Source organism: Burkholderia sp. Ac-20353, from assembly GCF_017104785.1.
Classification (GTDB): Bacteria; Pseudomonadota; Gammaproteobacteria; order Burkholderiales; family Burkholderiaceae; genus Burkholderia.
This window is the reverse complement of record NZ_JAAGPL010000242.1, coordinates 1-11,701: the sequence shown is the minus strand read 5'-3', so window position 1 is coordinate 11,701 and position 11,701 is coordinate 1. Positions and strand designations below refer to the sequence as shown.

Below are 11,701 nucleotides of genomic sequence, written 5' to 3'. Positions count from 1 at the left end.
CGACTGCGCGCCGGCTTCCGACGCGCCATGCGAACCGGACACGCCGGCAGCAGACGATGAACCGGCCACGGCCGGCACAGCAGACGCGTGCGTTTCGCCGGCCTGCGCCGCGTGCGTGGCCGATCCCGGCAGCACGGCCTGCGCGATCGGCGCCGGATGCGACGCCGAAGCGGCATGTGCTGCCGAGGACGCCGCCGGCGCCGACGCCGCATGCGCTGCAGAGGACGCCACCACAGCAGCAGCCGAAGCCGCAGCCGCACCCGATGCGCCAACCGCCGCGCCCGTCGCATCGAGCGCCGGCACCGTCAGCGTCGCGCCGAGTTTCAGGCGACTCGGATCGCGTTTCATGAACGCCTGCGGATTCGCGTCGAACAGCGCGCGCCCCGCCCGCGCGATCACGCCGGGGTCATGCGACTGCGTTGCCGCGATCGCGAGGTCGTTGAGGGACTGGCCGGGCTGAACCGTGACGGTGAGCGGCGCCGCGGATCCCGCCTCGGTGGCGGCGGCGTCGCTGGCGCCGAACGCCCACGCGGACGCGGCCGTGCCGAGCGCAAGAATCGCCAGTGCGCTGCGCACCGCATGCGCCAGCCGGGATTGACGCGGGAACAAGGAAATTCGGAACATCGTTGGCTCTATCGCCGCGCGGGCGCGCGGCTCGGATTCTCGTTGGGAAGCGTCAGAAAAAGTCGCCGCAGAAATGCAAAAGCGCCGCGTTGAACGCGACGCTTTCGGTTTGTCTGCGCGTCGTAACCGCGTAGTTTACTTCACGCGATCGGCTTCGGGCCGAATTCGTCCCCGGCCCGCCCCATCCGCCCACGGCCGGGGATGCACGCCGCACGATCGGCGGCAGCGCGAACAGCCTGCCGGCGCACCAGCCAGGCGGCGAAGCGCCGCTTCTCCGCCACCCGCAGCCGGCGCGGCGCGCCCCGCCCGCACGTTATAAACAAATCATCATCAATCGATACAAATCCCGACATTGATTCGCTACGCGGAACGAATGACGTCACTTATAATTCGGGTCGCATCCTCTCCTCGTGCCAAAGGAATCGATGCAAGAAGGCCCCGGCTGCGCAAGCGGTCCGGGGCCTTCGCATTTCGAGCGTGGGATCGTTGCGCGATGCGGCCGCACCCCCCGATGCCGCACTACCGCACTGCCGGCGGCGGACGATCGGGCGGCCCGAATGAATGAAAAACGCCTGCCGCCCCGTCAAGGGCGTGCAGGCGTGTCTGCGACCGCGCTGAATGCGCCGAACGCAAGTTAGATCATCACTTGTCGAGCAGGATGCGCAGCATGCGGCGCAGCGGCTCGGCCGCGCCCCACAGCAGCTGGTCGCCGACGGTGAACGCGGACAGGTATTCGCCGCCCATCGCGAGCTTGCGCAGGCGGCCGACCGGCACCGTCAGCGTGCCCGTCACCTTCGCCGGCGACAGGTCGCGCATCGACGCTTCGCGCTCGTTCGGCACGACCTTCACCCAGTCGTTCGCCGACGCGAGGATGTCGTTGATCTCGTCGAGCGGTACGTCCTTGTTCAGCTTGATCGTCAGCGCCTGCGAGTGGCAGCGCATCGCGCCGATCCGCACGCACAGGCCGTCGACCGGGATCGAACCCGGCTCGCCCATGCCCGGCTTGCCGAGGATCTTGTTGGTTTCCGCGCCGCCCTTCCACTCTTCCTTCGACATCCCGTTGCCGAGATCCTTGTCGATCCACGGGATCAGCGAGCCCGCGAGCGGCACGCCGAACTGGCTCGTCGGCATCGCGTCGCTGTTCATCGTGGCCTGCACGCGGCGGTCGATGTCGAGGATCGCCGATGCCGGATCGGCGAGCTGTGCCTGCACCGCGCCGTTCAGCGCACCCATCTGCGACAGCAGTTCGCGCATGTTCTGCGCGCCCGCGCCCGATGCGGCCTGGTAGGTCATCGCCGTCATCCAGTCGACGAGGTTCTCGCGGAACAGGCCGCCGAGCGCCATCAGCATCAGGCTGACCGTGCAGTTGCCGCCGATGAAGTTCTTCGTACCCTTGACGAGCGCGTCCTTGATCACGTCGAGGTTGACGGGGTCAAGGATGATGACCGCGTCGTCGTTCATCCGCAGCGACGATGCCGCGTCGATCCAGTAGCCGTTCCAGCCGGCCGCGCGCAGCTTCGGGAACACGTCGTTCGTGTAGTCGCCGCCCTGGCAGGTGATGATCACGTCGCACTTCTTCAGCTCGTCGACGTTGGTCGCGTCCTTGAGCGTAGTCTCGTTTTTCGCGAACGACGGCGCCTTGCCGCCCGTGTTGCTGGTGCTGAAAAACACCGGTTCGATCAGGTCGAAATCGCCCTCTTCCTGCATGCGCTGCATCAGGACGCTGCCGACCATGCCGCGCCAACCTACGAGACCTACGTTCATGACTCACCCTTTGAATGGAGCTTCCCCGCCATTTTTCGTCCCCGGCGTGACCGCGCGGGGAAACAGGCGGGCACCGACGACGATCAGATTTTAATGATCGTTTTCGTGGTAATGGTTTTCGTGATGACGATGGCGCGCGCACCCACACGGGCAGTGTTGCCGTGGAGTTTCAAGACCGGGGAGATCAGGGAAATTTGCGCCATCGTTCGAGTCTACACAAAGCCGGTTGGCCGCACAACGGCCTACCGCGCGCGAACGGTCCGATTTTTCTCGGCGCCGTTCGCGCCCTTTCTACGTTTCTACGCGATTGCCGCGACGCTTACAGCGCCGCGATCACCGCATCGCCCATCGCAACCGTGCCAACCTGCTGGCAGCCCGGCGTCGCGATGTCGCCGGTGCGGTAGCCCGCTTCGAGCACCTTCTTCACTGCGCGTTCGATGCGATCGGCCTGCTCCGCGCGGTTCAGCGAGTAGCGCAGCAGCATCGCGGCCGACAGGATCGTCGCGAGCGGGTTCGCAATGCCCTTGCCGGCGATATCCGGCGCGGAACCGTGCGACGGCTCGTACAAGCCCTTGTTGTTCTTGTCGAGCGACGCGGACGGCAGCATGCCGATCGAGCCGGTGAGCATCGACGCCTCGTCGGACAGGATGTCGCCGAACATGTTGCCGGTCACGATCACGTCGAACTGCTTCGGCGCCTTCGCGAGCTGCATCGCCGCGTTGTCGACGTACATGTGCGACAGCTCGACGTCCGCGTACTCCTTCGACACGTCGATCATGATGTCGCGCCAGAACTGCGACGTCTCGAGCACGTTCGACTTGTCGACCGACAGCAGCTTCTTCGCGCGCTTGCGCGCAGCCTGGAACGCGACGTGCGCGATGCGGCGCACTTCCGGCTCCGAATAGCGCATCGTGTCGAAGCCCTCGCGCTCGCCGGCGAACGGGCCGTCCGGCGCGGCGCGCACACCGCGCGGCTGGCCGAAGTAGATGTCGCCGTTCAGTTCGCGCACGATCAGGATGTCGAGGCCCGCGACCAGTTCCGGTTTCAGCGGCGATGCATCGACGAGCTGCGGATAGCAGATCGCCGGGCGGAAGTTCGCGAACAGCTCGAGATGCTTGCGCAGCCCGAGAATCGCCTGTTCGGGGCGCAGCGCGCGCTCGAGCGAGTCGTACTTCCAGTCGCCGACCGAGCCGAACAGGATCGCGTCCGCTTCCTTCGCGAGCTTCAGCGTCGCGTCCGGCAGCGGATGACCGCTCGCCTCGTAGCCGGCGCCGCCGACCGGCGCCTCCTCGAGTTCGAACTTCTCGTCGAGCGCGTTCAGCACCTTCACCGCTTCCTTGACGATTTCCGGACCGATGCCGTCGCCGGGCAGCACTGCAATCTTCATGCGTTATTCCTGACTGGGTAGTGTGTGTGAATTTCGAACGGCGCCGAACGGCGGACGCGCGCGCTCATGCGCACGTCCGCATCACGGGCGATCTCAGCCGATCAGCTTGTTGTTGAGCCAAGGCTGCTTCGCGAGGCGCTCGGCTTCGAACTGGCGAATCTTGTCCGCGTGGCGCAGCGTGAGGCCGATGTCGTCGAAGCCGTTCAGCAGGCAGTACTTGCGGAACGCGGCGACCTCGAACGCATATTCGCGGCCGTCCGGCGCGCGCACGACCTGCGCGTCGAGATCGATCGTCAGCTGGTAGCCGTTGAACGCGTACGTCTCGTTGAACAGGTGATCGACCTGCTGCTCGGTCAGCACGATCGGCAGCAAGCCGTTCTTGAAGCAGTTGTTGTAGAAGATGTCCGCGAAGCTCGGCGCGATGATCGCGCGGAAGCCGTACTGCTGCAGCGCCCACGGTGCGTGCTCGCGCGAGCTGCCGCAGCCGAAGTTCTTGCGTGCGAGCAGCACCGACGCGCCCTGGTAGCGCGGCTGGTTCAGCACGAAATCGGGGTTCAGCGGACGCTTCGAGTTGTCCTGGCCCGGCTCGCCGTGATCGAGGTAACGCCATTCGTCGAACGCGTTCGGGCCGAAGCCCGTGCGCTTGATCGACTTCAGGAACTGCTTCGGGATGATCGCGTCCGTGTCGACGTTCTCGCGATCGAGCGGCGCCACCACGCCGGTATGCACAATGAATTTTTCCATGATCCGTCCGTTACCCCAGCTTGCGAATGTCGACGAAATGGCCTTCGATCGCCGCCGCCGCCGCCATCGCCGGGCTGACGAGGTGCGTGCGGCCGCCCTGACCCTGCCGGCCTTCGAAGTTGCGGTTCGACGTCGATGCGCAGCGCTCGCCCGGCTCGAGACGGTCGGCGTTCATCGCGAGACACATCGAGCAACCCGGCTCGCGCCATTCGAAGCCCGCATCCGTGAACACCTTGTCGAGCCCTTCGCGCTCGGCCTGCGCCTTCACGAGGCCCGAGCCCGGCACGATCATCGCGAGGCGCACGTTCGACGCAACGCGGCGCCCGAGCTTCTTCACGACGTACGCGGCTGCGCGGATGTCCTCGATGCGCGCGTTCGTGCACGAGCCGATGAAGATCTTGTCGACCTTGATCGATTCGATCGGCGTGTTCGGCTCGAGCGCCATATAGGCGAGCGCACGCTCCATCGCGTCGCGCTTGACCGGATCCTTCTCGCGCTCGGGATCGGGCACGCGGCCATCGATCGACGTGACCATTTCCGGCGACGTGCCCCACGTGACCTGCGGCACGATCTCGGCCGCATTCAGCTCGACGACGCTGTCGAACTGCGCGCCGTCGTCCGACTTGAACTGGCGCCAGTATTCGACGGCCTGATCCCATTCCGCGCCGGTCGGCACGAACGGACGGCCCTTCAGGTAGTCGATCGTCGTGTCGTCGACGGCGACCATGCCGGCGCGCGCGCCCGCTTCGATCGCCATGTTGCAGACCGTCATCCGGCCTTCCATCGTCAGCGCGCGGATCGTCGAGCCGCCGAATTCGATCGCGTAGCCCGTGCCGCCCGCGGTGCCGATCTTGCCGATGATCGCGAGCACGATGTCCTTCGCGGTGCAACCGCGCGGCAACTGGCCCTCGACCTTCACGAGCATGTTCTTGCTCTTCTTCTGCAGCAGCGTTTGCGTCGCGAGCACGTGCTCGACTTCCGACGTGCCGATGCCGTGCGCGAGCGCGCCGAACGCGCCGTGCGTCGACGTGTGCGAATCGCCGCACACGATCGTCATGCCCGGCAGCGTCGCGCCCTGCTCCGGCCCGATGATGTGGACGACGCCCTGGCGCACGTCGTTCATCTTGAACTGGGTGATGCCGAAGCTGTCGCAGTTCGCGTCGAGCGTGTCGACCTGCAGCTTCGAGACCGGATCAGCGATGCCGTGGCTGCGGTCCGTCGTCGGCACGTTGTGGTCCGACACGGCGAGGTTCGCACTGATGCGCCACACCGGGCGCTGTGCGATCTTCAGCCCTTCGAACGCCTGCGGGCTCGTGACTTCGTGCAGCAGCTGACGGTCGATGTAGAGCAGCGTCGTGCCGTCGTCCTCAGTGTGGACGACGTGGGAATTCCACAGTTTGTCGTAGAGAGTCTGGGCCATGGGTATGCGGGGTCGTTGTGACTTCAAGCCTTGCGGGTGCGGTCGATTATGCCACGCAGATCGCGCTCCGGCGCGGCATGAATACGAAAAAAACCAATAAAAACAGTGGTTTGGCTGGTAGTGTCAATACCTGTATCGGCATTACCCGGCAATCGCGATGCGTGCCACGTTCACACATCGGGCGCGAGCGCATCGAGCAACGCGCTGGCATCGCGCAGATCGGCGGTGTCGAAGCCCTCGACGAACCCGTCGTACACGTTCGACAGCGCCTGCCGGGCCTCGGCTATCCTGCCGTCGCGCTGCCACAGGCGCGCGAGGCTCGACACCGCACGCAGTTCCAGCGAGCGCGCACCCTGCTCGCGCGCGACGGCGATCGCCTTCAGAAAGCACGCTTCGGCTTCGTCCCTGCAAGCGGGTGCGCATTCGCCGTCTTCCTGCGAACCGAGCAAGGCGTTCCCCCTGAGCCGGTGCAACTCCGCTTCGAAACAACGCTCGCCCGTGCTGGCGACGATCGCCATCGCCTCGTCGAGCAGCGCGAAACCAACCTCGGTGTCGCCTGCACACTGGCAGCGGTCGGCCGCGAGCGCCAGGAAATACGAGCGCTGATCCACGCCGCCGGCCGCACGTCCCGCCGCGAGGCCTTCGCGCATCTGCGCGATCCCTTCCTGCAAGCCGCCCCGTTCAGTCAGGATCCAGCCCCGGAAGATCGTGCCCCACACGAGCCAGTACGGCAGCCCCAGCTCGGTCGCGACGGTGAAAACCGCGTCCGCATGCTCGCGCATCCGCTCGACTTCATGCCGAAGCTGATCCAGTTCGGCCGCGTAAGCGAGCGTAAACGCGAGCGTCGGGCCATAGGCAAGCTTCTGTGCGAGCGCCAGCGCCTCCACGATCCGCTTGTACGCCTGATCGGGGTATCCCTGCAGCCACAGGATCAACGCGAGGAAATTCAGCGCGCGGATGCCGGGATCGACGCCGTGCGCGAACACGTGGGCCTGATGCCGTTCGGGGTCATAGATCGCGAGCGCCTGTTCCAGGTGGCTGCGCGCGCGATCGAAATCCCCCTGCAGAAAGAGGCACGCCCCAAGTGCGCCGTGTGCTTCGAGCAGCAGGGCCGGATCCTTCGTGCTGCGCGCGGTGCGCAGCATCTGCTTGCCGAGTTCGCGCGCGGTCGCATACTCCGCGCGCGTCATGTAGTGGATCCTCAAACCCAACTGGGCCGCGAAGCGCTGCGACATCTCGCCGGCCTGGTCGCACAGCGCCAGTGCGCGCGAATAGGTCGCCGCGACCTCGGGGGCGCCATAGCCTCGCACGTCCATCAGCACCGGGCCCAGCGCAAGCAGCAGCGTCAGCTCGCGCTGCGCGCGCGCAGGCGTGTCCGGCAGGCGCTTCAGCAACTCCAGCGCGGCGCCGAGATGATGCATCGCATCCGGATGCGATGCATGGCGAAGCGCCTGCTGGGCCGCGCGATGCAGGTACTCGACGGCCTTCGGCAGGTTGCCGCTCAGGCTGTAGTGATGCGCGAGCTCACTGCAGTAATCGGCGATCCGCGTCGGAAACAGCGTCTCGATCGCCTGCGCGGTGCGCTCGTGCAGTGCGCTGCGCCGTTCCGTCAGCAGCGAATGGCCGGCGACTTCCTGCGTCAGCGCGTGCTTGAACGAGTAATCCACTTCCGGGAACGCGGGCCGCGCATAGATGAATTCCGCGGCTTCCAGATGAGCCAGCAACTGGCGCAGGTCGTCGTCCGTGCGTGCGACGTGGTCGCCGCAGATGCACCGGATCAGGCCGAACGGAAACTCCTTGCCGATCACCGCGAGCGTCTGCAGCAACTCCTTCTCCGCGACCGGGAGCCGGTCGATACGCGCGGCGAGCACACCTTCCACGGTGGTCGGAATATGCAGCGCGGCCGGCGTCCGCACGATCCGGTAATGGCCCGGTTCGCCGAGCAGCGACTGCGCCTCGACGAGCGTCTGCACCACTTCCTCCATGAAGAACGGATTGCCCTCCGTCTTGTCCAGGATCAGTTGCTTGATGGGGCCGAGCCCCGGGTCGTCGCCGAGCAGCGCAGCGAGCAAGCCCTGCGCCTCTGCCGGGCCCAGCGGTTCGAGCCGCAGCAGCGTGCAATGATCCGCGGATTGCCAGCCGGGCCGGTATTCGGGCCGGTAGTTCACGAGCAGCAGGATTCGCGTGTCCGGCACCTGTTCGATCAGGTACGCGAGGAATGCGTCGGTCTCGCGATCGAGCCATTGCAGATCCTCGAACAACAGCTCGATCGGCTGGTCGCGGCTCTCGCGCGTCAGCAGCTGGATGATTGCGTCGAAGGTCCGGTCCCGCCGGACCCGGGGGTCCATCTCCGCGAGCGCCGAGCCGGGTTCGCCGACGCCCAGCAGATACAGCAGGTACGGTACGAGCTCCTCGAAGCCGCGCTCGAGCGTCAGCGCCTTGCCCATCACTTTCTCGCGGCAGTGTCGTTCGTCGTCCTGCGCGGCGATCTGGAAATAGTTCTTCAGCAGCTCGATCAGCGGCAGATAGGCGAACGCCTTGCCGTGCGATACCGAGAAGGTTTCGAGCACGAGACAGCCGCGCCGCGAACGTGCCTTGAATTCATGGAACAGCCGCGACTTGCCGACTCCGGCCTCGCCGACCACCGCAACCACCCGCCCGTGGCCCGCCTTCACGTCGTCCAGCGCGCCGTGCAGGTGTTCCAGTTCGGCGTCGCGGCCGACGAACCGCGCGAGGCCGCGATGCGCGGACAGCTGCAGCCGCGTGCGCAATGCGCCAGGGCCCAGCACCTCGTACACCGACAGCGGCTCGGGAATGCCCTTGACCTGCGTCGCCCCGAGCGACTTGAACTCGAAGTAGCCTTCCGCCAGCTTGTGCGTCGCGTCGCTGACGAGGATCGACGTGGGCATCGCGATTCCTTCCATCCGCGATGCGATGTGGATTGTGTGCCCGACCGGGTCGTAGTCGGTGTGCAGGTCGTCCGTGCGGATCGAGCGCACGACGACTTCGCCGGTGTGCACGCCGACGCGGATCTGCAGCGGAATGCCTTTTTCCAGACGAATCCGGTCGCCGTGGCGGCGCATCGCGTCCTGCATCCGCAGTGCCGCGAACAGCGCGCGCTGCGGGTGGTCCTCGTGAGCGATCGGCGCGCCGAACAGCGCGAGGATGCCGTCGCCGAGCGACTTCGCCACGTAGCCTTCGTAGTAGTGGACGGCCTCCATCATCAGCGCGACGACGGGCTCGATCAGGCGATGCGCCTCTTCCGGGTCCAGATCGTGGATCAGCGCGGTGGAGCCGGCCATGTCCGCGAACAGCGCAGTGACGGTCTTGCGCTCGCCGGCGGTTCCGCCACGCGCTTCCATCGCTGCATGCTCGGCAAGGATGCGCTCGGCGAGATGCTGCGGCGTGTAATGGATCGGGGCGAGAGCGGGTTCGGAAACGGGCCGTGCGCGCGGCGCGGGTTCCGCACGCGCATCGGTCAGCGGCGCGCCGCACGCATTGCAGAACCTGGCGGACGGGCTCGCGTCGTGACCGCAGCGCGGACACGTGCGCGACAGCATGGCCCCGCATGCTTCACAGAATCTGGCCCCGGCGAGATTGTCGAATCCGCAGTTTGCGCAGTACATACCACCTGTTCTCCTGCCGAGGGCCAGCGCTTAAACATTATGCGCGGCGCTCGCCCGCAGCAAGGTCCGGGTGGGTGGCCTCCCGGCATCGCGTTTCGTCATTGAAATCGATCGTGTGACGCCTATCATCGCAAACGGACCCGCGTCGCTGCGCAACCCGCAGCCAGACGACGTCATCATCATCGATTTCTGCACGAAAAGCGGAGGAAGCATGCACTACGAGCTGTACTACTGGCCCGAGATCCAGGGCCGCGGCGAATTCGTGCGGCTCGCGCTCGAAGCCGCCGAAGCGGAATACGTGGACGTCGTGCGCCGCTCCGGGCGCGGCATGGGCGTGCCGGCGATGATGCGCCTGATGGACAGCACGTCGACGGAATACGTGCCGTTCGCGCCGCCGTTCCTCAAGGCGGGTGACCGGATCATCGGACAAACGGCGAACATCCTGCTGTTCCTCGGCGCGCGGCACGGCCTCGCGCCCGCGAGCGAAGCCGGGCAACTATGGGTCCATCAGCTGCAGCTGACGGTGAGCGATTTCGTCACCGAGATTCATGACACGCATCACCCGATCTCGGGCGGCCTGTATTACGAGGAGCAGATGCCGGAGGCCGCCGCGCGCGCGCAGGATTTCCGCGAGCAGCGCCTGCCGAAGTTCCTCGGTTATTTCAGCCGGGTGCTCGAACAGAATCCGCACGAGAGCGGCTACCTCGCGGGCGACGCACTGAGCTATGCGGATCTGTCGATTTTCCAGCTGATCGAGGGCCTGCGCTACGCATTTCCGAAAGCGATGGCCCGCGTCGAGCGCGAGCATGCGGCGCTGGTCGACCTGCACGACAGGGTCGCGCAGCATCCGCCGGTCGCGCGCTATCTCGCGTCCGGGCGCCGCATCCCGTTCCACGACATGGGGATCTTTCGCCACTACGCCGAGCTGGACAAATAGCATCGGCGCGACCGGCCCGACGCTGCCCGCTCAGCCCGCGACCGGCGTTTCGTGCAGATGCCGCCAGACGATCCGGCCGGCCGCATCGCGCTCGAACACCGCGGTCGAGCGCCGGACCGTGCGCCGCCCTTCACCGTCCGTCTGCGTTTCGCGATAGCCGATCACCGCACCATCGCGCGAACCCTGGATCTCGCACAGTTCGTCGATCTCGATCCGCAATCCCGGGCGCGCGCCGTGCCCGCGGGAAAACAGCGCATCGACGCCCGCGTAATCGAGCACAGTGCCCGGCAGCGCGATCATCGAGAAGCGCGACGAGAACCGCGCAAGCAGCACCGCAAGCCGCTCGGGTTCGGCGCGGCCCGACAGCCAGTGCTCGATGTCGACATGCGCGTCGACCACTTCGTCGAAAAACGGAATCGGTGAATTCATCGGGATCCTCATGTTCGTTGGGAAACAACGGGTGCAGCGTCGGGCCGAAGCGCGGGCCGATGCGGCGGAAGCCGCGCGACGAGCCACAGCGGCAGCAGCGTCAGCAGCACCGCGAGCGCGAAACATTGCCGGTACGGCATCAGCGCCGAGCGGCCTGCATCGAGCGCCAGCAGTCCGTTGAGCGCGCTGCCGAGCACGGCCACGCCGAGACAGAAGCTCAGTTGCCGGTTGAGGTTCCACAGCGCGCTCGCGTCGCCCATGCGGTCGGCCGGCATGTCGACGAACGCCGCGCTCTGCGACGTGCTCGTGCACAGGCTGGCGCCGAGCCCCATCGCCGCGAATGCCGCGATACGCGTGGCCTCGAGCGCGGCCCACGGCGTCGCGAGCAGCATGATGCCCGCGCATTCCAGCACGATCCCGCACGCGAACAGCGGCTTTGCGCCCCAGCGCGGAAAGCACCGGCGTGTCGTCGCGATCGCAACGAATGACGCGAGCGCCCACGGCACCATCAGCGCGCCCGCATGCGCGGCGCTCAACCCCAGTTCGTTCTGCAGGTATAGCGCGGCGACCAGATTGACGCCCGTGAACACGCCTGGCACGCACAGGTAGACGACGACCCCGATCCGCAACAGTGGCTGCGCGAGCAGGCGCAGATCGAGCAACGGCGACGCAGCGCGACGCGCGTGCGCGACGTAGCCGCCGCCCGCGACGAGCGCGATCGCCAGCATCGCGAGCGCTGCGGGGCCGGCGCCCGGCTGCCCGGCCACGGT

Annotated in this window: 9 protein-coding genes and 1 pseudogene; 1 reads left to right on the top strand and 9 read right to left on the bottom strand. The window is 66.6% G+C overall.

Translation table 11 applies throughout. The features are described 5' to 3' along the window. The 7 genes and pseudogenes from G3N94_RS36125 to G3N94_RS36095 form a co-directional block, all read right to left on the bottom strand. Positions 1-624 (bottom strand): annotated as a pseudogene (locus tag G3N94_RS36125) (pilus assembly protein FimV); the annotation flags it as partial. Between the two features lie 642 nt (positions 625-1,266). Further along, entirely contained in the window at positions 1,267-2,388 is a 1,122-nt protein-coding gene (gene asd, locus G3N94_RS36120) for an aspartate-semialdehyde dehydrogenase (RefSeq protein ID WP_205798969.1), read from the bottom strand. A gap of 83 nt (positions 2,389-2,471) precedes the next feature. After that, positions 2,472-2,591 carry a 3-isopropylmalate dehydrogenase gene (locus G3N94_RS43315; RefSeq protein WP_346778764.1) on the bottom strand — a complete coding sequence of 40 codons (120 nt, stop codon included), beginning with the start codon at positions 2,589-2,591 and terminating at the stop codon, positions 2,472-2,474. A 116-nt stretch (positions 2,592-2,707) separates the two neighbouring features. After that, positions 2,708-3,775 (bottom strand): 3-isopropylmalate dehydrogenase, encoded by a 1,068-nt coding sequence (gene leuB, locus G3N94_RS36110; RefSeq protein ID WP_205798967.1) that lies wholly within the window; start codon positions 3,773-3,775, stop codon positions 2,708-2,710. A gap of 93 nt (positions 3,776-3,868) precedes the next feature. Then, positions 3,869-4,519, bottom strand: coding sequence for a 3-isopropylmalate dehydratase small subunit (gene leuD, locus G3N94_RS36105; protein ID WP_205798965.1), 651 nt, complete (start codon positions 4,517-4,519; stop codon positions 3,869-3,871). 10 nt (positions 4,520-4,529) lie between these two features. Further along, a complete protein-coding gene (leuC, locus tag G3N94_RS36100) occupies positions 4,530-5,939 on the bottom strand; it encodes a 3-isopropylmalate dehydratase large subunit (RefSeq protein ID WP_205798963.1) in 1,410 nt (469 codons plus the stop codon). 170 nt (positions 5,940-6,109) lie between these two features. Beyond that, positions 6,110-9,565: an adenylate/guanylate cyclase domain-containing protein gene (locus G3N94_RS36095; RefSeq protein ID WP_205798961.1), complete on the bottom strand. Its 3,456-nt coding sequence runs from the start codon at positions 9,563-9,565 to the stop codon at positions 6,110-6,112. A gap of 211 nt (positions 9,566-9,776) precedes the next feature. Here G3N94_RS36095 and G3N94_RS36090 point away from each other — a divergent pair, with 211 nt between their 5' ends. Next, positions 9,777-10,502, top strand: a complete 726-nt coding sequence (locus tag G3N94_RS36090) for a glutathione S-transferase (protein WP_205798959.1) — start codon at positions 9,777-9,779, stop codon at positions 10,500-10,502. A 30-nt stretch (positions 10,503-10,532) separates the two neighbouring features. Here G3N94_RS36090 and G3N94_RS36085 read toward each other — a convergent pair whose 3' ends face one another. Together G3N94_RS36085 and G3N94_RS36080 are read right to left on the bottom strand one after the other, a co-directional pair. After that, entirely contained in the window at positions 10,533-10,931 is a 399-nt protein-coding gene (locus G3N94_RS36085) for a DUF4440 domain-containing protein (RefSeq protein WP_205798957.1), read from the bottom strand. 8 nt (positions 10,932-10,939) lie between these two features. Then, positions 10,940-11,701 (bottom strand): MFS transporter (locus tag G3N94_RS36080; RefSeq protein ID WP_241022267.1); only part of this gene is annotated, 762 nt, incomplete at its 5' end.

Excerpts from the sequence above, each read along its gene's own strand:
- asd (WP_205798969.1), bottom strand. The coding sequence starts at position 2,388 with ATGAACGTAGGTCTCGTAGGTTGGCGCGGCATGGTCGGCAGCGTCCTG.
- G3N94_RS43315 (WP_346778764.1), bottom strand. The coding sequence starts at position 2,591 with ATGGCGCAAATTTCCCTGATCTCCCCGGTCTTGAAACTCCACGGCAAC.
- G3N94_RS36090 (WP_205798959.1), top strand. The coding sequence starts at position 9,777 with ATGCACTACGAGCTGTACTACTGGCCCGAGATCCAGGGCCGCGGCGAA.
- leuB (WP_205798967.1), bottom strand. The coding sequence starts at position 3,775 with ATGAAGATTGCAGTGCTGCCCGGCGACGGCATCGGTCCGGAAATCGTC.
- G3N94_RS36095 (WP_205798961.1), bottom strand. The coding sequence starts at position 9,565 with ATGTACTGCGCAAACTGCGGATTCGACAATCTCGCCGGGGCCAGATTC.
- leuC (WP_205798963.1), bottom strand. The coding sequence starts at position 5,939 with ATGGCCCAGACTCTCTACGACAAACTGTGGAATTCCCACGTCGTCCAC.
- leuD (WP_205798965.1), bottom strand. The coding sequence starts at position 4,519 with ATGGAAAAATTCATTGTGCATACCGGCGTGGTGGCGCCGCTCGATCGC.
- G3N94_RS36085 (WP_205798957.1), bottom strand. The coding sequence starts at position 10,931 with ATGAATTCACCGATTCCGTTTTTCGACGAAGTGGTCGACGCGCATGTC.